The sequence below is a fragment of the Streptomyces sp. NPDC051219 genome, assembly GCF_040682335.1.
Lineage (GTDB): Bacteria > Actinomycetota > Actinomycetes > Streptomycetales > Streptomycetaceae > Streptomyces.
This window is the reverse complement of sequence record NZ_JBFBAS010000017.1, coordinates 101,139-124,399: the sequence shown is the minus strand read 5'-3', so window position 1 is coordinate 124,399 and position 23,261 is coordinate 101,139. Positions and strand designations below refer to the sequence as shown.

Annotated in this window: 21 protein-coding genes; 17 read left to right on the top strand and 4 right to left on the bottom strand. The window is 69.8% G+C overall.

Annotated elements, in window-relative coordinates:
• Positions 1-125: 125 nt before the first annotated feature.
• Positions 126-1,544, top strand: a complete 1,419-nt coding sequence (locus tag AB0M62_RS20710) for a sugar porter family MFS transporter (protein WP_366075712.1) — start codon at positions 126-128, stop codon at positions 1,542-1,544.
• 41 nt (positions 1,545-1,585) lie between these two features.
• Here AB0M62_RS20710 and AB0M62_RS20705 read toward each other — a convergent pair whose 3' ends face one another.
• Together AB0M62_RS20705 and AB0M62_RS20700 are read right to left on the bottom strand one after the other, a co-directional pair.
• Positions 1,586-2,572, bottom strand: coding sequence for an LLM class flavin-dependent oxidoreductase (locus AB0M62_RS20705; protein WP_366075711.1), 987 nt, complete (start codon positions 2,570-2,572; stop codon positions 1,586-1,588).
• A 75-nt stretch (positions 2,573-2,647) separates the two neighbouring features.
• Positions 2,648-4,093 (bottom strand): cytosine permease, encoded by a 1,446-nt coding sequence (locus tag AB0M62_RS20700; protein WP_366075710.1) that lies wholly within the window; start codon positions 4,091-4,093, stop codon positions 2,648-2,650.
• Positions 4,094-4,232: 139 nt separating this feature from the next.
• Between AB0M62_RS20700 and ftsY the strand changes: the two genes are divergently transcribed.
• On the top strand, positions 4,233-5,456 hold the full coding sequence (gene ftsY, locus AB0M62_RS20695; RefSeq protein ID WP_366075709.1) for a signal recognition particle-docking protein FtsY: 1,224 nt from the start codon (positions 4,233-4,235) through the stop codon (positions 5,454-5,456).
• Between the two features lie 106 nt (positions 5,457-5,562).
• On the opposite strand, the gene AB0M62_RS20690 is transcribed toward ftsY, so the two are convergent.
• The gene (locus AB0M62_RS20690; protein ID WP_366075708.1) at positions 5,563-6,216 is read right to left on the bottom strand and encodes a bifunctional DNA primase/polymerase; all 654 of its coding nucleotides are present in this window, start codon (positions 6,214-6,216) and stop codon (positions 5,563-5,565) included.
• A 423-nt stretch (positions 6,217-6,639) separates the two neighbouring features.
• Between AB0M62_RS20690 and AB0M62_RS20685 the strand changes: the two genes are divergently transcribed.
• The 5 genes from AB0M62_RS20685 (at position 6,640) to ffh (ending at position 14,420) form a co-directional block, all read left to right on the top strand.
• Positions 6,640-8,115, top strand: a complete 1,476-nt coding sequence (locus tag AB0M62_RS20685) for a hypothetical protein (RefSeq protein ID WP_366075707.1) — start codon at positions 6,640-6,642, stop codon at positions 8,113-8,115.
• A 342-nt stretch (positions 8,116-8,457) separates the two neighbouring features.
• On the top strand, positions 8,458-9,825 hold the full coding sequence (locus AB0M62_RS20680) for an ammonium transporter (RefSeq protein ID WP_366075706.1): 1,368 nt from the start codon (positions 8,458-8,460) through the stop codon (positions 9,823-9,825).
• Complete coding sequence (locus tag AB0M62_RS20675) at positions 9,822-10,160, top strand: P-II family nitrogen regulator (RefSeq protein ID WP_318102864.1); 339 nt, start codon at positions 9,822-9,824, stop codon at positions 10,158-10,160. The genes AB0M62_RS20680 and AB0M62_RS20675 overlap by 4 nt, the downstream gene beginning before the upstream one ends.
• Positions 10,161-10,193: 33 nt before the next feature.
• Positions 10,194-12,653, top strand: a complete 2,460-nt coding sequence (locus AB0M62_RS20670; RefSeq protein WP_366075705.1) for a [protein-PII] uridylyltransferase — start codon at positions 10,194-10,196, stop codon at positions 12,651-12,653.
• A 216-nt stretch (positions 12,654-12,869) separates the two neighbouring features.
• Positions 12,870-14,420 (top strand): signal recognition particle protein, encoded by a 1,551-nt coding sequence (gene ffh / locus AB0M62_RS20665; RefSeq protein ID WP_366075704.1) that lies wholly within the window; start codon positions 12,870-12,872, stop codon positions 14,418-14,420.
• Between the two features lie 58 nt (positions 14,421-14,478).
• Here the strand turns inward: ffh and AB0M62_RS20660 are convergent, their stop codons facing one another.
• A complete protein-coding gene (locus tag AB0M62_RS20660; protein WP_366075703.1) occupies positions 14,479-15,330 on the bottom strand; it encodes an SAM-dependent methyltransferase in 852 nt (283 codons plus the stop codon).
• 172 nt (positions 15,331-15,502) lie between these two features.
• On the opposite strand from AB0M62_RS20660, the gene proS reads away from it, so the two are divergent.
• The 10 genes from proS to lepB (AB0M62_RS20610) all read left to right on the top strand — a co-directional run bounded on the left by proS (position 15,503) and on the right by lepB (AB0M62_RS20610) (position 23,228).
• Positions 15,503-16,915, top strand: a complete 1,413-nt coding sequence (proS, locus tag AB0M62_RS20655; protein ID WP_366075702.1) for a proline--tRNA ligase — start codon at positions 15,503-15,505, stop codon at positions 16,913-16,915.
• 238 nt (positions 16,916-17,153) lie between these two features.
• Positions 17,154-17,753: a hypothetical protein gene (locus AB0M62_RS20650; RefSeq protein WP_366075701.1), complete on the top strand. Its 600-nt coding sequence runs from the start codon at positions 17,154-17,156 to the stop codon at positions 17,751-17,753.
• A gap of 187 nt (positions 17,754-17,940) precedes the next feature.
• Positions 17,941-18,387: a 30S ribosomal protein S16 gene (rpsP, locus tag AB0M62_RS20645; protein WP_366075700.1), complete on the top strand. Its 447-nt coding sequence runs from the start codon at positions 17,941-17,943 to the stop codon at positions 18,385-18,387.
• 2 nt (positions 18,388-18,389) lie between these two features.
• The gene (locus tag AB0M62_RS20640; protein ID WP_362211881.1) at positions 18,390-18,629 is read left to right on the top strand and encodes an RNA-binding protein; all 240 of its coding nucleotides are present in this window, start codon (positions 18,390-18,392) and stop codon (positions 18,627-18,629) included.
• Between the two features lie 162 nt (positions 18,630-18,791).
• Entirely contained in the window at positions 18,792-19,334 is a 543-nt protein-coding gene (gene rimM, locus AB0M62_RS20635) for a ribosome maturation factor RimM (protein WP_366075699.1), read from the top strand.
• Complete coding sequence (gene trmD, locus AB0M62_RS20630) at positions 19,334-20,155, top strand: tRNA (guanosine(37)-N1)-methyltransferase TrmD (RefSeq protein WP_366075698.1); 822 nt, start codon at positions 19,334-19,336, stop codon at positions 20,153-20,155. Before rimM ends, trmD begins: the two co-directional genes overlap by 1 nt.
• A gap of 133 nt (positions 20,156-20,288) precedes the next feature.
• On the top strand, positions 20,289-20,639 hold the full coding sequence (rplS, locus tag AB0M62_RS20625) for a 50S ribosomal protein L19 (RefSeq protein ID WP_366075697.1): 351 nt from the start codon (positions 20,289-20,291) through the stop codon (positions 20,637-20,639).
• Between the two features lie 46 nt (positions 20,640-20,685).
• The gene (lepB, locus tag AB0M62_RS20620; RefSeq protein ID WP_366075696.1) at positions 20,686-21,369 is read left to right on the top strand and encodes a signal peptidase I; all 684 of its coding nucleotides are present in this window, start codon (positions 20,686-20,688) and stop codon (positions 21,367-21,369) included.
• Positions 21,362-22,456 (top strand): signal peptidase I, encoded by a 1,095-nt coding sequence (lepB, locus tag AB0M62_RS20615; RefSeq protein ID WP_366075695.1) that lies wholly within the window; start codon positions 21,362-21,364, stop codon positions 22,454-22,456. Before lepB (AB0M62_RS20620) ends, lepB (AB0M62_RS20615) begins: the two co-directional genes overlap by 8 nt.
• Positions 22,338-23,228 carry a signal peptidase I gene (gene lepB, locus AB0M62_RS20610; RefSeq protein ID WP_366075754.1) on the top strand — a complete coding sequence of 297 codons (891 nt, stop codon included), beginning with the start codon at positions 22,338-22,340 and terminating at the stop codon, positions 23,226-23,228. The genes lepB (AB0M62_RS20615) and lepB (AB0M62_RS20610) overlap by 119 nt, the downstream gene beginning before the upstream one ends.
• Positions 23,229-23,261 lie beyond the last annotated feature (33 nt).

Sequence of the window (23,261 nt, the reverse complement as noted above, 5' to 3'; positions counted from 1 at the left end):
GAAGCTTGAAGGCATAGTCTCGGCAGCGCCAGTTTTGCCTTCAAGTAGTGGCTGACGAGAACTCGTGAGCCACTAGAAGCGTTCGCCCCCCACATGTCCGCGCCCCAGGCGGGCACGAGGAGACCATGTTGACCAGCACCGCTCAGGCGTCGCCTTCCGGAGGCAGTTCCCCTCGGCCTGAACACTTGGGCCATGTCGTCTTCATCACCGCCGCGGCCGCCATGGGCGGCTTCCTGTTCGGCTACGACAGTGCCGTCATCAACGGTGCGGTGGGCGGCATCGGTGAGAAGTACGGGATCGGCTCGGGCACCCTCGGCCAGGTCATCGCGATCGCGCTGATCGGCTGCGCCATCGGCGCCGCCACTGCCGGCCGCCTCGCCGACCGGATCGGCCGAATCCGCGTGATGCAGATCGCCGCCGTACTCTTCGCGGCAAGCGCCATCGGCTCCGCGTTGCCATTCACCCTCTGGGACCTCGCGTTCTGGCGCGTGCTCGGCGGTATCGCGATCGGTATGGCCTCCGTGATCGGCCCGGCGTACATCGCCGAGGTCTCCCCGCCCGCGTACCGCGGCCGGCTCGGCTCCTTCCAGCAGGCCGCCATCGTCGTCGGCATCGCCGTCTCCCAGCTCGTCAACTGGGGCATCCTCAACTGGGCCGGCGGCGACCGCAACGAGGTCCTCGGCATCGAGGCCTGGCAGGTCATGCTCGGCGTGATGGTGATCCCGGCCACGCTGTACGGGCTGCTCTCCTTCGCCATTCCGGAGTCCCCCCGCTTCCTGATCTCCGTGGGCAAGATCGAGCGGGCGAAGAAAATCCTGGCCGACGTCGAGGGCAAGGGGGTCGATCTCGACGCCCGCGTCGCCGAGATCGAGCACGCCATGCACCGTGAGCACAAGCCGGTGTTCAAGGATCTGCTCGGCGGCCGCTTCTACTTTTTGCCGATCGTCTGGGTCGGCATCGGACTGTCGGTCTTCCAGCAGCTCGTCGGCATCAACGTCGCCTTCTACTACTCGGCGACGCTCTGGCAGTCGGTGGGGATCAACCCGAGTGACTCGTTCTTCTGGTCGTTCACCACGTCGATCATCAACATCGTCGGCACCGTGATCGCGATGATCTTCGTAGACCGGATCGGCCGCAAGCCGCTCGCGCTCATTGGCTCCGCCGGTATGGCCATCGCCCTCGCGCTGGAGGCGTGGGCCTTCTCCGCGGACCTCGTCGACGGCAAACTGCCCCCTACCCAAGGCGTCGTCGCGCTGGCCGCGGCCCATGTCTTCGTGCTGTTCTTCGCACTGTCGTGGGGTGTCGTGGTCTGGGTCCTCCTCGGCGAGATGTTCCCGAACCGGATCCGCGCCGCCGCGCTCGGCGTCGCCGCCGCCGCGCAGTGGATCGCCAACTGGGCCATCACCGCGAGCTTCCCGAGCCTGTCCGACTGGAGCCTGTCGGGTACATACATCATCTACACGATCTTCGCCGTGCTCTCGATCCCCTTCGTGCTCAAGTACGTCAAGGAGACCAAGGGCAAGGCGTTGGAGGAGATGGGCTAATCCCCGCTGCCCGTCTCCTCGGCCACGGAAACTGCCCCGGCTCAGTCCTTGAGCCGGGGCAGTACCCGTTCGCACAGCAGATGCAGGCTGCGCCAGCCTTCGTCCAGCGGCATGCCGCCGCACAGCGGGTGCAGCACCAGGCTGCCCGCGTCGCCGCGCGACTCCGCGAACGCGACGCACTCGTCCGGCGTCAGGATCCGGTAGACCCCCTCGGCGCGCAGCTCCTCCACGGTGGTGGCGGCCGAGCGCACCGCCGAGCGGATGTCCTTCGACTGCCAGGAGGAGTACGTGCGGGCCTCGTGCAGGTAGTGCTCCCCGTATACGGCCCAGGCCCGGTCGGGGTCCTCGGCGATGTGGAGCAGCGGGGTCTCGGGGGCGGGCATCATGATCCAGCCCTCGGTGTCGTACTCCGCCAGCCGCGCGCGGTAGTACCCCTCCAGCTCGGGCAGGTGCGCGCTGGGGAAGAACGGCAGACCGAGACGGGCGGCGCGGCGGGCCGCGGCCTGTGAACTGCCGCCGACCAGCAGCAGTGGGTGCGGCCGGGTGTACGGGCGGGGGGTGACGCGTACCGTACGGCCGCGGTACGGGAACGACTCCCCGGTCCACGCCTGCAGCAGCGTCTCCAGCACCTCGTCCTGGAGCCTGCCGCGCCGGCTCCACTCGACCCCGTGCTGCTCGTACTCCTCGGGCCGGTAGCCGATGCCCGCGACCGTGACCAGCCGGCCGCCGCTGACCAGGTCGAGTACGGCGATGTCCTCGGCCAGCCTCAGCGGGTCGTAAAGCGGCCCGATGATCGCGGAGACGGTGACGGCGATCCGGCGGGTGGCGCCGAAGACCGAGCCCGCGAACACGAAGGGAGAGGGCAGCCAGCCATTGGCCACGCCGTGGTGCTCCTCCGTCTGGAGGGTGGCGATGCCCCGGTCATCGGCGTACGCGGCCATCTCCAGGGCGGCCCGGTAGCGGGCCGAAAGCGATTCGGGGGTGGCGTCGGGGTCCACGAGGTTGAACCGGACGACGGTGATGGCCATGAGGAACGTCCCCCTTCGCCGGGCGCGGCACGCAGGCAGGCAGGCTGGCGAAGAACGACGCTAGCTGACGTAGCGTCAGATAGACAGGGTTTCGGCACGCTCCGGCTCCGCCGCGACGGCGGGGGCGGGCTCCACGGCGGCCGTCCGCGGCAGCACCGCGTACAGCAGAGCCGCGACGAGCACGGTGACCGCCCAGCCCAGGCCGTTCTCGCCGATCCATCCGGCGGACAGCGGGCCGGCGAACCAGTCGACCTTGGTGAAGAGCAGGCCCACGGACAGCGCGAGGGCCCACGCCGCCATGGCCTGCCAGGCGAAGCCGCCCCGGTACCAGTACGCGCTGGTGCGGGTCGTGTCCATCAGGGCCGCGCCGTCGTACGTGCGGCGGCGCAGCATGTCCACGCCGAAGACGCCGATCCATGCCGAGAAAGCCACCGCGAGCAGCGTCAGGAAGGAGATGAACGAGCCGAAGAAGCTCGTGGCCACCACCATCAGCAGGAAGCCGAAGACCAGGCTGATGACGGCGTTCACGCTGACCGCCCAGGCGCGCGGGACCCTGATGCCCAGCGTCTGCGCGGTGAACCCGGCCGAGTACATCGACATCGAGTTGATCAGCAGCATGCCGACCAGGGCGATCAGCAGGTACGGAACGGCGAGCCAGGTCGGGAGAAGCTCGCCGATGAACGAGACGGGGTCGGAGGCCGAGGCCAGGTCGGGCGTGCCGACGGCCATGACCGCGCCCATCAGCACCATCGGCAGGACGACCACGCCCGCTCCGCCCACCGTGGCTCCGACCATCCCCTTCGACGACGCCTTGCGCGGCAGGTAGCGGGTGAAGTCCGGGCCCGAGGGGACCCAGCTGATGCCGCCCGCGGCGATCGTGCCGATGCCGGCGATCATCATCGCGGTCGAACCGGCCGGCTTGCCGAAGACGGCCGACCAGTCGGTGCCCGCGATCAGGTAGGCCAGCACCAGCACGCTGAAGCCGCCGAAGAGGTAGGTCGACCACTTGCTGCACACCCGCAGCGCGTTGATGCCGAGCCCCGAGACGAGGAAGGTGCAGCCGACGAAGAGCAGCAGGGTCACGACGATGAGTCCCGTGTTGCTCCTGATACCGAACAGCAGATCCAGCACGGTCAGCAGCGCGTACGCACCGGTGACGGCGTTGATCGTCTCCCAGCCCCAGCGCGCGACCCAGATCAGCGAGCCGGGGAACAGGTTGCCCCGCTGGCCGAAGACCGCGCGGGAGAGGGCCATACCGGGTGAGCCGCCGCGCTTGCCCGCGATCGAGATCAGGCCGACGATCCCGTACGAGACGACGGGTGCGGTGAGGGCCACGACGAGGATCTGCCAGATGTTGAGCCCGTTGAACACCACCAGACCGGCGCCCATGGTGAGCAGCAGCACGCTGATGTTGGCAGCTACCCAGGTGGGGAAGAGTTCACGGACGCGGCCCGTGCGCTCGTCGTCGGGGACGGGCTCCAGGCCGCGGGTCTCTATCGCGCCGTCGGGCTCGGCAGGCATGCATACTCCGTGAGGGAGGGGGGAGGGGAAACCACATCTTCCGATATGTGTCCCGGAAGACACAAATTGCGGCATTCGTGTTTGTGGGAAGCTCCAGGTCGCTTGGTCCGGCACGGTCGTGGCCGATACTGGATCCGTTATGGAAATCCTCATCCTTGCTGTAGTCATCGCCCTGGTCGCGGTCGGCGCGATCAGCGGGCTCGTGGTCAGCAGCCGCAAGAAGAAGCAGCTGCCGCCCGCGGCACCGTCGAGTACGCCGACCATCACTGCCCCGCCCGCCGAACCTCAGGTCGGTGAGGACGCCGCACCGACGGTCGAAGAGCCACGCCGGACGATCGAGGAGGTGGATCTCCCCGACGCCTCGACGGCCGTCGCCGAACCCGCCGCCGTCGAAGATCCGGTGGTCGCGGCGCCGCCCGCGCCCGCGATCGAGGTGCCCGAGCCCACCGCCGGCCGTCTCGTTCGGCTGCGCGCCCGGCTCTCCCGCTCTCAGAACACGCTGGGCAAGGGCCTTCTCACGCTGCTCTCCCGCGAGCACCTCGACGAGGAGACCTGGGAGGAGATCGAGGACACCCTGCTCACGGCAGACGTCGGTGTCGCTCCCACCCAGGAGCTGGTCGGGCGGCTGCGCGAGCGGGTCAAGGTGCTCGGCACACGTACTCCGGAGGACCTGCGCCTCCTGCTCCGCGAGGAGCTGCTCAAGCTCATCGGCACCGATGCCGACCGCGCGGTGAAGACCGAGAGCGGCCTGGACACCCCCGGTGTCGTCATGGTCGTCGGGGTCAACGGCACCGGCAAGACCACCACCACCGGCAAGCTCGCCCGCGTCCTGGTGGCCGACGGGCGCAGTGTGGTGCTCGGCGCCGCCGACACGTTCCGGGCCGCGGCCACCGATCAGCTGCAGACCTGGGGCGACCGGGTCGGCGCGCGGACGATCCGCGGACCCGAGGGCGGCGACCCGGCGTCGGTCGCCTTCGACGCGGTCAAGGAGGGCATCGCGGAGGGCGCCGACGTCGTCCTCATCGACACCGCCGGCCGGCTGCACACCAAGACCGGACTGATGGACGAGCTGGGCAAGGTCAAGCGCGTCGTCGAGAAGCACGGACCGCTGGACGAAGTGCTGCTCGTGCTGGACGCCACGACGGGCCAGAACGGCCTGGTGCAGGCGCGGGTCTTCGCAGAGGTCGTGGACATCACCGGCATCGTGCTGACCAAGCTCGACGGTACGGCCAAGGGCGGCATCGTGATCGCGGTCCAGCGCGAGCTCGGCGTACCGGTGAAACTGGTGGGCCTGGGGGAGGGCGCGGACGACCTGGCGCCGTTCGAGCCGGAGGCGTTCGTGGACGCGCTGATCGGCGACTAGCGTCTCGTACGCCGACTCGTTCGTACGCGGAATCGATTCGTACGGAGATGGGCCCCACCGCGTGGCACATGCGGTGGGGCCCATCCGCGTCCGGAACCGTCCGCCCTCACGCCGCCGAGCGGTGGCAGATGTACGCCAGGGTGCCGAGCAGCAGCCGGGCCTGCGGAGGCCGGCCGGCCGTCTCCAGGGCCGGCGGGCGCAGCCAGCCGACCGGCCCCAGGCCGCCGTGGTCGGACGGCGGGGCGGTCACATGGGTGCCGCGGCCGAGCCCTCGCAGGTCGAGGTCGGCGTCGTCCCAGCCCATGCGGTAGAGCAGCTGGGGAAGTTCCTCGGCGGCGCCGGGGGCGACGAAGAATTGGGCGCGGCCGTCCGGAGTGACCGTGACCGGGCCGAGGGGCAGCCCCATCCGCTCGAGCCGGACGAGCGCGCGACGCCCGGCTGCTTCCGCCACGTCGAGGACGTCGAAGGACCGCCCGACAGGCAGCAGGACCGAGGCACCGGGGAACTCGCCCCATGCCTTGGAGACTTCGTCGAGGGTGGCCCCCGCGTGCACCTCGCCGGCGAACGCCAGCGGGTGGGCGCCGGGCGACCCGCACCGCGCGTCGCCGCAGGAGCAGACCCCGGCGGCCGCTCGCGCGCCGGGGACCGCGTCCCAGCCCCACAGTCCGGTGTACTCGGCCACCGCTGTGCACTCTGTCGTGCGGCCGCGGCGACGTGAGCCGGACCGCATCTCCCGGATGCCGCCGATCGTGAAGCCCATGCCCCCTCCAACGGGTAGAACGCGCCGGTGGTTACGACCAGGAGTCCCCAGGTGACGCACCGTCGCGTCCGCCGGTGCCGGCGTGCAGCGGTACGAGGGGGGAGTGCGAGCGCGAGGCGGGCGCCCTGGCGTACACCGTTCCGCCAACTCCTGACCGTCCTGTGTCAAGTGAATCGCGACCAGCCGCACGCGAGTTCATTCGAAGGGGTGGCGAATGGTGGCGTTTCTGGAATCGCCATGGCCGAAGGCGTGATCGTAGGATTACTTTCAGTGCACAAAACCCTGAGTTGTGTGCGGGCATGGGTATGCCGGAGGCAACTCGGTTTCCTGTTCGAGTGGGTGGTTCCACGGGACAGGCGGCCGCAACTCGCGGCATTCTGATACGGGTTCGCACAAAGTGGCAGAGCGGGATGGGGGCGTCCAGTGGGCGGCAACGGCGGAAGCGGTACGAACGCTGAGAAGCGCCCCAACGAGCAGCTGGCTTCGTGGTTCGTACGCAGTGGCTGGTCGAAGGGTGAACTGGCGCGCCAAGTGAACCGCCGGGCCCGCCAGATGGGCGCCCACCACATCAGCACGGACACCTCACGCGTACGCCGCTGGCTCGACGGCGAGCAGCCCCGCGAGCCGATCCCGCGCATCCTCTCCGAGCTCTTCTCCGAGCGATTCGGGACCGTCGTCGCCATCGAGGACCTCGGCCTGCGTACCGCACACCAGTCACCCTCGGTGTCCGGCGTCGACCTGCCCTGGGCGGGTCCGGAGACCGTCCAGCTGCTCAGCGAGTACTCCCGCAGTGACCTGATGCTCGCGCGGCGCGGTTTCCTCGGCACGTCGCTCGCCCTGGCCGCCGGCCCCTCCCTCATCGAACCGATGCAGCGCTGGCTGGTGCCCGTCCCCGCCACCGGCCTCGGCCTGCCGGAGACCGCGGCCGCCGCGCGCCGCCCCTCCCGGCTGTCCAAGCCGGAACTGGACCTGCTGGAGTCCACCACGGTGATGTTCCGGCAGTGGGACGCCCAGTGCGGCGGCGGCCTGCGACGCAAGGCGGTTGTCGGCCAGCTTCACGAGGTGACCGACCTGCTCCAGGAACCTCAGCCGGCGGACACCGCCAAGCGGCTCTTCAAAGTCGCCGCCGAACTCGCCGAACTGGCCGGCTGGATGAGTTACGACGTAGGCCTCCAGCCCACCGCCCAGAAGTACTTCGTCCTCGCCCTGCACGCCGCGAAGGAGGCGGAGGACAAGCCCCTCGGCTCGTTCATCCTCTCCAACATGAGCCGCCAGATGATTCACCTCGGACGCCCCGAGGACGCGCTCGAACTCATCCATCTCGCGCAGTACGGCAGCCGCGACTGCGCCACCCCGCGCACCCAGGCGATGCTGTATGCGATGGAGGCCCGGGCGTACGCCAACATGGGCCAGCCCAGCCGGTGCAAGCGGGCCGTCCGGATGGCCGAGGACACCTTCAGCGACTCGGCCCTCGACGGCGAGCCCGAGCCGGACTGGATCCGCTTCTTCTCCGAGGCCGAGCTGAACGGCGAGAACGCCCACTCCTACCGTGACCTGGCCTATGTGGCGGGGCGCAGCCCCACCTACGCATCCCTCGCCGAACCGGTGATGCAGCGCGCCGTCGAGCTGTTCGGCAAGGACGACGTGCACCAGCGTTCCTACGCGCTCAACCTGATCGGCATGGCCACCGTGCACCTCATGCAGCGCGAGCCCGAACAGTGCACGGTCCTGGCGGAACGGGCCCTCGGCGTGGCCAAGCGGGTCCGGTCCGAGCGGGTCAACACCAGGCTGCGCAAGACCGTGGACGTGGCCGCCAGGGACTTCGGGGACGTGGCCGAGGTGGTCCGGCTGACCGATCACCTCGCCGCCCAGCTGCCCGAATCCGCGGAGGCGGTCTGAGGCCCGTCGCCGGGCCCCTCGTGCGCCGGCCGCGACAGTAACCCCGTAAAGCCCGACCGGCTCCCTCACGCCAGGTCAACCGGGTGCTGCCGCGGCCGGTCTCGTCTTGGGCGGGCGGCCCCCGATGCCGGTTGCGGCACGATAACGAAAGCGACGCCCCGCGACCCGGCAGTTCATAGGGGCGTAACACGCCCGACCTCTTCGTCACTGGCGCGAAACATCGTGCGGCATCGACCGAAACCGCGCTGCTGCAACCTCATGGCGCATAACCGGTCCGCCCCTTCAGCCGCAAGTCTTCACGCTCCGCCCGCACGCGGCCGTACCGACGACGAGGAGACGCCGATGCCTCCAGGCATCACGACGCTTGCCGCAGACGCCCCCGAGCTGTCTGCCGCCAACACCGGGTTCATGCTCATCTGCTCCGCCCTGGTCATGCTGATGACGCCGGGCCTTGCCTTCTTCTACGGAGGCATGGTCCGCGTCAAGAGCAGCCTCAACATGCTCATGATGAGCTTCATCAGCCTCGGGATCGTCACGATCCTGTGGGTGCTGTACGGGTTCAGCCTCGCCTTCGGCACCGACTCGTCCGGCCTCATCGGCTGGTCCTCCGACTTCGTCGGACTCAGCGGTATCGGCCTCACACAGCTCTGGGACGGCTACACCATCCCCATCTACGTGTTCGCCGTGTTCCAGCTGATGTTCGCCATCATCACGCCGGCACTGATCAGCGGCGCCCTGGCCGACCGCGTGAAGTTCACCGCCTGGGCGCTGTTCATCACGCTCTGGGTCACCGTCGTGTACTTCCCCGTCGCCCACTGGGTGTGGGGCGCGGGCGGCTGGCTCTTCGAAATGGGTGTGATCGACTTCGCCGGTGGTACGGCCGTCCACATCAACGCCGGTGCCGCGGCCCTCGGCGTGATCCTGGTCATCGGCAAGCGTGTCGGCTTCAAGCGGGACCCGATGCGTCCGCACAGCCTCCCGCTGGTGATGCTCGGTGCCGGTCTCCTGTGGTTCGGCTGGTTCGGCTTCAACGCGGGCTCCTGGCTCGGCAACGACGACGGTGTCGGCGCGGTGATGTTCGTCAACACGCAGGTCGCCACCGCCGCGGCGATGCTCGCCTGGCTGGCTTACGAGAAGCTGCGCCACGGTTCGTTCACCACGCTCGGCGCCGCCTCCGGTGCGGTCGCGGGCCTCGTCGCGATCACCCCGTCCGGCGGTGCGGTCAGCCCCCTCGGCGCGATCGCCGTCGGAGCCATCGCCGGCGTCCTGTGCGCCATGGCAGTGGGCCTGAAGTACAAGTTCGGATACGACGACTCCCTCGACGTCATCGGCGTCCACCTCGTCGGCGGTGTCGCCGGCTCGCTCCTCGTCGGCCTCTTCGCCACCGGCGGTGTGCAGTCCGACGTCGCGGGCCTCTTCTACGGCGGCGGGCTGGAGCAACTCGGCAAGCAGGCCATCGGTGTCTTCTCCGTCCTGGCCTACTCTCTGGTCGCGTCCGCGGTTCTCGCCCTCCTGATCGACAAGACGATGGGGATGCGGGTCACCGAGGACGACGAGGTCTCCGGCATCGACCAGGTCGAGCACGCCGAGACCGCGTACGACTTCAGCGGAGCCGGCGGCGGCTCGTCCTCCCGGAGTACGGCCGTCACCGCCCCGGTCCAGGACGAGACGGCGGCGGCCGCGCCGCAGAACAAGAAGGTGGACGCATGAAGCTCATCACAGCAGTCGTGAAGCCGCACCGGCTGGACGAGATCAAGGAGGCCCTGCAGGCCTTCGGCGTTCACGGGCTCACGGTGACGGAGGCCAGCGGGTACGGACGGCAGCGCGGCCACACCGAGGTCTACCGCGGCGCGGAGTACACCGTCGATCTCGTACCGAAGATCCGCATCGAGGTGCTGGTCGAGGACGAGGACGCCGAACAGCTCATCGAAGTCGTCGTCAAGGCCGCCCGTACCGGCAAGATCGGTGACGGCAAGGTGTGGAGCGTGCCGGTCGAGACGGCCGTCCGGGTCCGGACGGGCGAGCGCGGCCCGGACGCGCTCTGACTCGCAGAATCGGCCACGAAACGGAGCTACTGGGTGACGAGCCTCGAAGACACCACTGAGCAAGCAGACTCGGGACCCAGCGGCTATGCGGCGGCCCGGCTGCGACTCCTCCAGGAGGAGTCGCGGTCCGGGCCGCCGCGCCGTTCCGGGCTGGCCGGGCTGACCGACGACTGGCTGTCCGCGCTGTTCACGGGCGCGGCGCAGGAGACGGGAGTACGCGGCGCGGCGCTGGTCGCCGTCGGCGGGTACGGGCGCGGCGAACTGTCCCCGCGCAGCGACCTCGATCTGCTTCTGCTGCACGACGGCAGTGGCGACGCCGGCGCGCTGGCCTCGCTGGCGGACCGGATCTGGTACCCCGTGTGGGATCTGGGCCTCGCCCTCGACCATTCCGTAAGGACGCCCGCTGAGGCACGTAAGACCGCCGGCGAGGATCTGAAGGTCCAGCTGGGTCTGCTCGACGCGCGGCCGGTCGCCGGTGACCTCGGGCTCACCGCCGGACTCCGGACGGCCGTACTTGCCGACTGGCGCAACCAGGCGCCCAAGCGGCTGCCCCAACTGAACGAGCTGTGCCAGGAACGCGCCGAGCGGCAGGGCGAGCTCCAGTTCCTGCTGGAGCCCGACCTCAAGGAGGCCCGCGGCGGCCTGCGGGACGCCACGGCCCTGCGTGCTGTCGCCGCGTCATGGCTCGCCGACGCGCCCCGCGAGGGGCTGGCCGAGGCGCGGCGGAAGCTGCTCGACGCACGGGACGCGCTGCACCTCGCCACCGGACGGGCCACCGACCGGCTCGCCCTCCAGGAACAGGAGCAGGTCGCTCGGGATCTGGGGCTGCTGGACGCCGACGCCCTGCTCCGCCAGGTGTACGAGGCGGCACGCACCGTCTCGTACGCCAGTGACGTCACCTGGCGCGAGGTGAACCGGGTACTGCGCTCCCGGTCGTCCCGGCCGCGGCTGCGCACCCTCCTCGGAGGCGGGCCGAAGGCCGCCGCGGAGCGCGCCCCGCTCGCCGAGGGCGTCGTCGAGCAGGACGGCGAAGTCGTACTCGCCCTCGCGGCACGGCCCGAACGCGACCCCGTGCTGCCGCTGCGTGCCGCCGCGGCCGCCGCCCAGTCCGGGCTGCCGATCTCGATGCACGCGGTCCGCCGGCTCAACCTGGCTCGGCCACTGCCCGTGCCCTGGCCCGCCGAGGCGCGCGAGCAGCTCGTCACCCTGCTCGGCGCGGGTGAGCCGACTGTCGCCGTGTGGGAGGCGCTGGAGGCCGAGGGCCTGATCACCCGGCTGCTGCCGGACTGGGAGCGGGTCCGGTGCCGGCCGCAGCGCAACCCCGTACACACCTGGACCGTCGACCGGCACCTGGTGGAGACGGCGGTACGGGCTTCTTCGCTGACGCGGCGGGTCGGCCGCCCCGACCTGCTGCTGGTGGCAGCCCTGCTGCACGACATCGGCAAGGGCTGGCCGGGTGACCACTCCGTCGCCGGAGAGGTCATCGCCCGGGACGTGGCCGCGCGGATCGGCTTCGACCGGAACGACGTGGCGGTGCTCGCCACCCTGGTGCGCCACCACCTGCTGCTGATCGAGACCGCCACCCGGCGGGATCTGGACGATCCGGCCACGGTGCGTGCGGTGGCCTCCGCCGTCGGGTCTGTCGGAACGCTGGAGCTCCTGCACGCCCTCACCGAGGCCGACGCGCTGGCCACCGGGCCGGCGGCATGGAGCACCTGGCGGGGTTCGCTCGTCGCCGACCTGGTCACCCGGGTCGCGGCGGTGCTGGCCGGTGACGAGCCCGACGCGCCCGACGAGGTGGCTCCGAGCGCGGAACAGGAACGGCTCGCGATCGAGGCACACCGCACGGGGGCGGCCGTCCTGGCGCTGCATGCCCAGGCGGAGGCCACGCAGGGCGGCGAGCCGGAACCGGTCGGCGTCGAGCTGCTCATCGCCGTGCCGGACCAGCCCGGTGTCCTCCCGGCGGCGGCCGGCGTCCTGGCGCTGCACCGGCTGACCGTGCGCGCGGCGGACCTCCGGTCCGTCGAGCTGCCCGGGGAGCTCGGAGAGCCGGCCGCCACGGGCGGTGTCCTGCTGCTGAGCTGGCGGGTGGCCGCGGAGTTCGGCTCGCTGCCGCAGCCGGCGCGGCTCCGCGCCGACCTCGTCCGGGCTCTGGACGGCTCGCTTGACATCCCGGCCCGGCTCGCCGAGCGGGAGGCGGCCTATCCCCGGCGGCGCGGGGTGACGGCTCCGCCGCCACGGGTGACGGTCGCGCCGGCGGGTTCCAGGCTCGCGACGGTGATCGAGGTGCGGGCACAGGACGCGCCTGGCCTGCTGCACCGGATCGGCCGGGCGCTGGAGTCGTCGGAGGTACGGGTCCGCAGCGCCCACGTGAGCACGCTGGGCGCGAACGCGGTGGATGCGTTTTACGTCACGGGCGCGAAAGGCGCACCCCTCTCCGAGAAGGACGCCGCGGAAGTCGCCCGGACGCTGGAGGAGGCGCTGCGCGCGTAACTCCTCGCCGTGCCGGGCGTTGGACAGTTGTGTCCCCGCCGATGCGGGGGTGATCCGGGCCGGCTGTCCTAGGCCGACATGGATGCGACATTGCTCCCCGCCCACGCGGGGGTCCCGCCCTCGCCCGCCGAATACGGTGGGCGAGGGTCTCTTGTTGCTCGCGCCAGATACCCTGGAGGCCGACCACCGCCACCGAGCCGAGGATCTGCGACCACTGTGTTCGATACCCTCTCCGACCGCCTTGCAGCGACGTTCAAGAACCTCCGGGGGAAGGGGCGCCTCAGCGAGGCGGACATCGACGCCACGGCACGGGAAATCCGCATCGCCCTGCTCGAGGCGGACGTCGCGCTTCCCGTGGTACGGGCCTTCATCAAGCAGGTGAAGGAGCGGGCGGCCGGCTCCGAGGTCTCACAGGCACTGAATCCAGCCCAGCAGGTCATCAAGATCGTCAACGAGGAGCTCGTCGGCATCCTCGGCGGCGAGACCCGCCGGCTGCGATTCGCCAAGACCGCTCCGACCGTGATCATGCTCGCGGGTCTGCAGGGTGCCGGTAAGACGACCCTCGCCGGAAAGCTCGGCCTCTGGCTGAAGGGCCAGGGCCATACGCCGCTGCTCGTCGCGTGTGACCTTCAGCGCCCCAACGCGGTCAACCAGCTGAGCGTGGTCGCGGAGCGCGCCGGCGTCGCCGTGTACGCCCCGGAGCCCGGCAACGGCGTCGGTGACCCGGTCCAGGTCGCCAAGGACTCCATCGAGTACGCCCGCTCCAAGCAGTACGACGTCGTCGTCGTCGACACCGCCGGCCGCCTCGGCATCGACCAGGAGCTGATGCAGCAGGCCGCGGACATCCGCGACGCCGTCAGCCCCGACGAGGTGCTCTTCGTCGTCGACGCGATGATCGGTCAGGACGCGGTCAACACGGCCGAGGCGTTCCGTGACGGCGTCGGCTTCGACGGTGTGGTGCTGTCCAAGCTGGACGGCGACGCCCGTGGTGGTGCCGCGCTCTCGATCGCGCACGTCACCGGCCGCCAGATCATGTTCGCCTCCAACGGCGAGAAGCTGGACGAGTTCGACGCGTTCCACCCGGACCGCATGGCGTCCCGCATCCTCGGTATGGGCGACATGCTCAGCCTGATCGAGAAGGCCGAGCAGACCTTCAGCCAGGCCGAGGCCGAGAAGATGGCGGCCAAGCTGGCGAAGGGCCCCAAGGAGTTCACGCTCGACGACTTCCTGGCTCAGATGGAGCAGGTCAGGAAGATGGGGTCGATCTCGAAGCTGCTCGGGATGCTGCCCGGCATGGGACAGATCAAGGACCAGATCAACAACATCGACGAGCGGGACGTGGACCGCACGGCCGCGGTCATCAAGTCGATGACGCCGGGCGAGCGCCAGGACCCGACCATCATCAACGGCTCGCGCCGGGCGCGTATCGCCAAGGGCTCGGGTGTCGACGTCAGCGCGGTGAAGAACCTGGTGGAGCGGTTCTTCGAGGCGCGCAAGATGATGTCGCGCATGGCCCAGGGCGGCGGTATGCCGGGCATGCCGGGGATGCCGGGCATGGGTGGCGGTCCGGGCCGGCAGAAGAAGCAGCAGAAGCAGGCCAAGGGCAAGCGCAAGAGCGGTAACCCGATGAAGCGCAAGGCCGAGGAGCAGGCCGCGGCCGCGCGCCGCGAGGAGGCCGCCCAGGCGGGTGGCGCCTTCGGCCTGCCGGCCGGGCAGCAGACCCAGGACTTCGAACTCCCGGACGAGTTCAAGAAGTTCATGGGCTGACGCACCGAACGCGAAAGGAGCCCACGACCCCCAGGGGTCGTGGGCTCCTTTCGCGTCTCTAGTGCGTACGGGCGATCAGGTAGCGGAAGACGTTCGGCATCCACACGGTGCCGTCGCGGCGCACATGCGGGTGCAGCGCCTCGGTGAGCTCCTTCTCCACCTGCGCCTGGTCGGTGGCCCGACGGGCGGCCTCGAACAGGCCGGTCGACAGGAGCCCCCGTATCGCGCTATCCAAATCCGCGTAGCCGAACGGGCATGCCACCCGGCCCGAGCCGTCCGGTTTCAGTCCTGCGCGCTGGGCCACGTCCTCCAGGTCGTCCCGGAGGGCGGGCCGCCACCCGCCGGGCGTACGCATCCGGTCCGAGAGCCGGGTCGCCACCCGTAGCACCGCCGAGGTGGTGCAGCGCTCCGGCGGACCCCAGCCGGCCAGCACCACCGAGCTGCCCCGCTCCGCCAGCCCGGCCGCGGCCTCCAGCGAGGGCACCAGGCCCTCGCTGTCACCAGCCGCACAGCCGATGGGCTGGAAGGCGGTCACCAGGTTGTAGGCGGGACCGCCGGCCTCCGCGGCTTCGGCGGGTCCGCCCTGCACCAGGTGCGCGGCATCGTCGCGCGCGCCCTCGGTCCGCTCCGGGGCGAGCCGCTCGCGCGCCAGCGCGAGGCGCTCGCCGTCCGCGTCGACGCCCGTGACCCGAACGCCACGGGACGCCGCCAGGAGCAGCGCGAGCCCGGAACCGCAGCTGAGGCCGAGCAGCCGCGTGTCACGGCCGACCTCCAGCCGTTCGTACACCGCTTCGTAGAGCGGCACCAGCATCCGTTCCTGGATTTCGGCCCAGTCACGGGCCTGTGCGGCCCGCTCCCCGCTGGAAGCCGCTGCCGCAACCGGATGGTGCCGGACGAGCGTAGGTGTCATAGAAAGCGCCCCAATCCGCCGAGAGGTCAGCTGTGCCCCGAAAGTGGACAGCCCCCCGTTGTATGTGCGCTCGTGCTTCCCCCTGTATGCCAGGGAACTGCGCATTCGCGCCCGCGTCCAGTGGGGCGGCTCGATTCACGCTCGCGGGCGCCGGAGCCGTACCATTCGCGCCATGGCAAAGGCTCCCGTTCTCACGCCCCAGGCGGAGGATTTCCCCCGCTGGTACCAGGACCTGATCAACAAGGCCGAGCTGGCCGACAACGGCCCGGTACGCGGCACGATGGTCATCCGCCCGTACGGCTACGGGCTGTGGGAGCGCATGCAGCAGGAGATGGACGCCCGCATCAAGGACGCCGGCGCCCAGAACGCGTACTTCCCGCTCTTCATCCCGCAGTCGTACCTGACGAGGGAGGCCGAGCACGTCGAGGGCTTCGCGCCCGAGCTGGCGGTCGTCACGCACGGCGGCGGCAAAGAGCTGGAGGAGCCCGTCGTCGTCCGGCCGACCTCCGAGACGATCATCAACGAGTACTTCTCGAAGTGGGTGCAGAGCTACCGGGACCTGCCCCTCCTCATCAACCAGTGGGCGAATGTGGTGCGTTGGGAGATGCGGCCGCGCGTCTTCCTCCGGACGACCGAATTCCTCTGGCAGGAGGGCCACACCGCGCACGCCACGTACGAGGACGCCCGCGACTACGCCGCGCACATCCACCGCAACGTCTACGCCGACTTCATGGTCAATGTTCTCGGCATCGACGTCGTTCTCGGCCGCAAGACCGCCAGGGAGCGCTTCGCGGGCGCCATCAACACCCTCACCCTCGAAGGGATGATGGGCGACGGCAAGGCGCTGCAGATGGGTACGAGCCACGAACTCGGCCAGAACTTCGCCAAGGCCTTCAACACGCAGTACCTGTCCAAGGACAGCAAGCAGGAGCTGGTGTGGCAGACCTCGTGGGGCACCTCGACCCGCATGGTCGGCGGGCTGATCATGTCGCACGGCGACGACAACGGGCTGCGCGTCCCGCCGCGTCTCGCCTCCGTCCAGGTCGTCGTCATGGCCATCAAGGGTGACGAGGCGGTCGCCAAGGTCCGGGAGCTCGGCGACCGGCTGAGGGCGGCAGGCCTGCGTGTACAGGTCGACGACCGCACCGACACCCCTTTCGGGCGCCGCGCGGTGGACTGGGAGCTCAAGGGTGTGCCCGTGCGGATCGAGGTCGGCCCCCGCGACCTCGAGGCGGGCACCGCGATGCTGGCCCGCCGCATTCCCGGCGGCAAGACTCCCGTGCAGATCGAGGCACTGGCCGACCTGCTCCCCAAGGTCCTGGAGGAGGACCAGGCGCAACTGCTGCTCGAGTCGCGGGAGCGCCGCGAGTCCCGTACCAGCGACGTACGCACCATCGAGGAGGCCGCGGAGGCCGCCGTCGCGGGCGGCTGGGCACGCATCCCGTGGGCCGACCTCGGCCCGGAGGGTGAGGCGAAGCTCGCCGAGCAGGCGGTGTCCGTACGGTGTCTCGTCGCGGAGGACGGTTCGGTACCGGGGGCGGACGACGCCCCGGGTACTGTCGCCATCGTGGCGCGTGCCTACTGAGTCTGCTGTTCCGCCCCGGACGTAATGGGGGGAACCGACGCCTCGGTGTGCGGACTTTGTCTACGCGCCGGGGCGTACGCGCCGGTACGTACCGGCTTGTTGCGAGCTGCGCGACTCCTCCGCAGATCGGCGCACCCGCCCTCGTCGCGACGCATGAGCGGCAACTGACGGGTACGTGCAAATTATTTGGGATGGCCCGGAATCGGAACACCAGGGCACCTCGGCTCGTTGTCACGACGTGAGCACGACACCACCTGTTCTCGCCGCAGAGCTGGCAGGGGCGTGGGCCGATATTCAGCGGTACCACCCCGAGCTGCCGGACCTTGCCGCGCCCGAGTCCCTGATCGGAGAGTCCTCGTCCGCCTGCGGCGCCGAGCTCTCCTTCGAACGACTGCTGCACGAGGCAGTCCATGGCATCGCCGCCGCCCGGGGGGTCCGCGACACCTCGCGCGCCGGCCGCTACCACAACCGCAGATTCCTGGCGATCGCCGAGGAGATGGGGCTCGACCACTCCGAGGAGCCGCACCCGAGCAGCGGTTTCTCCCTGGTCACGCTCAATCCCGAGGCGAAGAAGCGCTACCGGCCCACCATGGACCGGCTGCAGAAGGCCCTCAAGGCGCACACCGCGGCGACGGCCGCCGACACCAAGCGCAGCTTCCGCGGACCGGCCGCCCGGCACGGGTCCTCCGGAGGCGGTGTCCGGGTGAAGGCGGTCTGCGACTGCGGACGCAATGTGCGGGTCGTCCCGTCCGTGCTCGCCCAGGCGCCGATCGTCTGCGGCGGATGCGGCAAGCCTTTCCGCATCCCGGAAGCCGTGGCTGTGGGCGCCGCGGGGTAGGGGCGCTGCGCAAGGGCGCTGCGTAAGGACGCGCCGCTGGTGTGTGGCACAATGGCTAGCTGTACTCGACAGCCGCACAGGAACCCTCTCGCCTCCGGCTGACGCGTCCATCGGGCACCCGAGTACCGCAACCCCACGTGGCATCTTGTTGTGCCCAACCACGTCAAGACCAGGAGACACCACTTCCGTGGCAGTCAAGATCAAGCTGAAGCGTCTGGGCAAGATCCGTTCGCCTCACTACCGCATCGTCGTCGCCGACTCCCGTACCCGCCGTGACGGCCGGGCCATCGAGGAGATCGGCCTGTACCACCCGGTGCAGAACCCGTCGCGCATCGAGGTCGACTCGGAGCGTGCGCAGTACTGGCTGAGTGTCGGCGCGCAGCCGACCGAGCCGGTTCTCGCAATCCTCAAGCTCACCGGTGACTGGCAGAAGCACAAGGGCCTGCCGGCCCCGGCGCCGCTGCTCGTCGCCGAGCCCAAGGCCGACAAGCGTGCCGCGTTCGACGCCTTCGCCAAGGGCCTCGAGGGCGACGAGCCGAAGGGTGAGGCGATCACCCCGAAGGCGAAGAAGGCCGACAAGAAGGCGGACGAGGCTGCGGACGCAGCCGAGTCCACCGAGTCGACCGAGGCCTGAGCATGCTCGAGGAGGCTCTCGAGCACCTCGTGAAGGGCATCGTCGACAACCCGGACGAAGTTCAGGTCGCCTCACGCGACCTGCGCCGCGGGCGTGTGCTCGAGGTCCGGGTCCACCCCGATGACCTCGGCAAGGTGATCGGCCGCAACGGCCGCACCGCACGCGCCCTGCGCACCGTCGTGGGAGCCATCGGCGGCCGTGGCATCCGCGTCGACCTCGTCGACGTGGATCAGGTCCGCTGAACAAAGTTGGACACCGGCTCGGGCCGGGGAGGGCCTGCGGGCCCGCCCCGGCCTTTGTCGTCCCTAACCATCAGTCGCCCGAAACCATCCGTTGAGTAACCACGATGGAGATCAACCGCCTCCGCGAGAGCGGCGGCGGTTCAGCCGCAAAGAGGGGTCAGAGTGCAGTTGGTAGTCGCGCGGATCGGCCGCGCCCACGGAATCAAGGGTGAGGTCACCGTCGAGGTGCGTACGGACGAGCCGGAGCTGCGGCTCGGTCCCGGTGCGGTGCTCGCCACCGACCCCGCCTCCGTGGGACCGCTGACCATCGAGGCCGGCCGGGTGCACAGCGGCCGGCTGCTGCTGCGCTTCGAGGGCGTCAAGGACCGTACGGCTGCCGAGGCCCTGCGGAATACGCTGCTGATCGCCGACGTCGACCCGCAGGAGATGCCGGAGGACCCCGAGGAGTACTACGACCACCAGCTGATGGACCTGGACGTCGTGCTCGCGGACGGCACAGAGGTCGGCCGCATCACCGAGATCTCGCATCTGCCGTCCCAGGACCTCTTCATCGTGGAGCGGCCCGACGGCAGCGAGGTGATGATCCCCTTCGTGGAGGAGATCGTGACCGGGATCGATCTGGAGGCCCAGCGGGCGGTCATCGACCCGCCGCCCGGGCTGATCGACGACCGCGCGGTGATCGACTCGAGCCGGGACGAAGACTGATGCGGCTCGACGTCGTCACGATCTTCCCCGAGTACCTGGAACCCCTGAAGGTCTCCCTGGTCGGTAAGGCCCGCGCCCGTGGCCGTCTCGACGTACACGTTCACGACCTGCGGGAATGGACGTACGACCGGCACAACACGGTCGACGACACCCCCTACGGTGGCGGCCCTGGCATGGTCATGAAGACGGAGCCCTGGGGAGAGGCGCTCGACGACGCTCTGGCCTCCGGTTACGAGGCGGGTGCGCACGGCCCGGTCCTCGTGGTGCCCACGCCCAGCGGCCGCCCGTTCACGCAGGAACTCGCGGTCGAACTGTCCGAGCGCCCCTGGCTGGTCTTCACCCCCGCCCGGTACGAGGGCATCGACCGGCGCGTGGTCGAGGAGTACGCGACCAGGATGCCCGTGTACGAGGTGTCCATCGGGGACTATGTGCTGGCCGGCGGGGAAGCCGCGGTCCTGGTGATCACGGAGGCTGTGGCGCGGCTGCTGCCGGGAGTCCTCGGTAACGCCGAATCGCACCGGGACGACTCCTTCGCGCCCGGCGAGATGGCCAACCTGCTGGAGGGCCCGGTCTACACGAAGCCGCCGGAGTGGCGCGGACGCACGATTCCCGATGTGCTGCTCAGCGGCCATCACGGGAAGATCGCCCGCTGGCGCCGGGACGAGGCCTTCCGGCGTACCGCACTCAACAGGCCGGATCTGATCGAGCGTTGCGAGGCGTCCGCCTTCGACAAGAAGGACCGGGAGATGCTGAGCATCCTCGGATGGCGGCCCGGTCCCGACGGTCGATTTTGGCGCAGGCCGGAGGCCGTGGAAGAATAGGCCGCTGCTGTACGTCCGGCGTGCGCCCCTGCCACAGGGGGAAAGACGCCCGCCCGGCGAAGCGGCACCCGACTCTCATTACGATCTCCCGCCCGATGACCTGTGGCATCGTGCGAAGAAAGCAGACGAAAACATGTCTCACCTGCTCGACGACGTCAACGCCGCCTCGCTGCGCAGCGACCTTCCGCCCTTCCGCGCCGGTGACACCGTCAACGTTCACGTCCGCGTGATCGAGGGCAACCGCTCCCGTATCCAGCAGTTCAAGGGCGTCGTCATCCGCCGCCAGGGCTCGGGCATCAGCGAGACCTTCACGGTCCGCAAGGTCTCCTTCAGCGTCGGCGTCGAGCGCACCTTCCCCGTGCACAGCCCGATCTTCGAGAAGATCGAGCTCGTCACCCGCGGTGACGTCCGCCGCGCGAAGCTGTACTACCTCCGTGAGCTGCGCGGCAAGGCCGCGAAGATCAAGGAGAAGCGCGACAACTGAGCTTGCGCCCGGGTCCACCGGGCGGGCCGGATAGGCTCAGGCCCCGATGGACACCGAAGCTGAACTCACAGAGCGCGACCACTCTTCCGACCCCGACGAGGGGACGGCCGAGGGGTCGCGCTCTGCGCGTTCGTCGTGGCGCGGGGCCGCATTCGCCGCGGGCCTGGGCACAGTGCTGCTCCTGCTGCTGAGTACTTTTGTCGTACAGCCCTTCCTGATCCCCAGCCGCTCGATGGAGCCCTCCCTTCAGGTCGGGGACCGGGTGCTCGTCAACAAGCTGGCGTACCGTTTCGGTGCCGAGCCGCAGCGCGGGGATGTCGTCGTGTTCGACGGCACCGGGTCCTTCGTACAGGGGGAGCCGACCGACGCCGACTTCGTCAAGCGTGTGGTCGGCGTGGGCGGTGACCGGGTGGTCTGCTGCGACAAGCAGGGGAGGGTCCACGTGAACGGAGTGGCGGTAGACGAGGCGTACCTGTTCCCGGGAGACGCCCCGTCACAGGTGCCGTTCGACATCGTGGTGCCTCTGGAGACCCTGTGGGTCCTGGGCGACCACCGCTCGCAGTCTCGCGACTCGCGGGACCACCTCGGGGAGCCGGGCGGCGGCATGGTTCCGGTCGACCAGGTGATCGGACGCGCCGACTGGATCGGCTGGCCGCTCAGCCGGTGGACGTCGCTGGACAGACCCGGCGCGTTCAGCGGCGTACGACCACTCGGCGGAGCCCATGGGTAACCGAGGTCGGCCGCGCGCGCACCACCGGGCGGACACCCGGCTGCCCACGGGCAGCCGGCCGACGACGGGACCGGTCCTGCCCGGGCGGGCGGACCGGCGCAAGCTCGCACGCAGGGTCAAGCGGCGGCGGCGCAGGTCGGCCGTGAAAGAGATCCCGATCCTGATAACCGTGGCTCTGCTGATAGCCCTGGTCCTCAAGACGTTTCTTGTGCAGGCGTTCGTAATCCCCTCGGGCTCGATGGAGCAGACGATCCGGATCGGCGACCGGGTGCTGGTGGACAAGCTGACGCCGTGGTTCGGCTCGCAACCGCAGCGCGGGGACGTCGTCGTGTTCAAGGACCCCGGCGGCTGGCTCGAGCAGGAGCAGTCGGCCAGGAAGGACGACCCGGTGGTCGTCAAGCAGGTCAAGCAGGGCCTCACCTTCATCGGACTGCTGCCGTCGGAGGACGAGCAGGACCTGATCAAGCGCGTCGTCGCGGTCGGCGGGGACAGCGTGAAGTGCTGCGACAAGGACGGCCGGGTCAGCGTCAACGGCCTTCCGCTCACTGAGCCGTACGTAAACCGCGGAAACGCTCCTTCGGAAATCAAGTTCGATGTGAAGGTCCCGGCCGGGCGCCTCTTCGTCATGGGCGATCACCGCTCCAACTCCGCCGACTCCCGCTTCCACCTCGACGAGGGGTTTCAGGGCACGGTCTCGGAGGAGGAGGTCGTCGGGAGAGCCGTCGTCATCGCCTGGCCTGTCGGCAACTGGCGAAAGCTGGAGGAGCGTCAGACGTACGCGTCGGTGCCCGACGGGCGTAACGGCGTGACCGCGGCGCCCGGCCCGTCGAATAGTGTGTCTACTCAGGATCTGAACGGAATGATCCGGCTCCCGAGCCCTGCGGAACTCCCGCTCGTTATGGGAGTGGTGGGCCTGCGCCGTCTTCGGTGCAGGCGGTGGAACGGAGTGAGGAGTGGATGTGGGGGATTTGGCGGTCGGCGCACGATCCGGACACGGCGAACCCGAGGAGCGGCCCGATCAGCACGCCGAGTCACCCGTGAGTGCGACGGACGGCGCGGGCGACCCGGACGGAACCGACGGGAGTGACGGAGCCGTGAAGAAGCAGCGGTCGTTCTGGAAGGAGCTGCCCCTGCTCATCGGTATCGCCCTGCTGCTGGCGCTGCTGATCAAGACTTTCCTGGTGCAGGCGTTCTCGATCCCCTCCGACTCGATGCAGAACACACTGCAGCAGGGTGACCGGGTACTGGTCGACAAACTCACCCCGTGGTTCGGCGCCGAGCCGGAGCGGGGCGAGGTCGTTGTGTTCCACGACCCGGGCGGCTGGCTGGACGGTGAACCGACCCCCGAGCCGAACCCGGTGCAGAAGTTTCTGAGCTTCATCGGCCTGATGCCGTCGGCCGAGGAGAAGGACTTGATCAAGCGGACCATCGCGGTCGGCGGAGACACCGTCGAGTGCAAGAAGGGCGGTCCGGTCAAGGTCAACGGCAAGGCGCTCAACGAGCCGTACATCTTCCCCGGCGACACCCCGTGCGACGACAGCCCGTTCGGCCCGCTCAAGGTGCCCGACGGCAAGATCTGGGTGATGGGTGACCACCGGCAGAACTCGCTGGACTCCCGCTACCACATGCAGGACGCCAACGAGGGCTTCGTACCGGTCGACAAGGTCGTCGGACGCGCCGTCGTGGTGGCCTGGCCGGTCAGCCGCTGGGCGACGCTGCCGATCCCGGACACCTTCGACCAGCCGGGGCTCAGTGCCGCGGTGTCGATGGCACCCGCGGGCGCGCTGAGCGTGGCCGGAGCGGTGCCGTTGGTGATGTGGCGCAAGCGGAGGCTGACCGGGGGACGTACCGCCGGGTAGGGTGCCGACTCAGATCAGCGATTGTCGACTCCG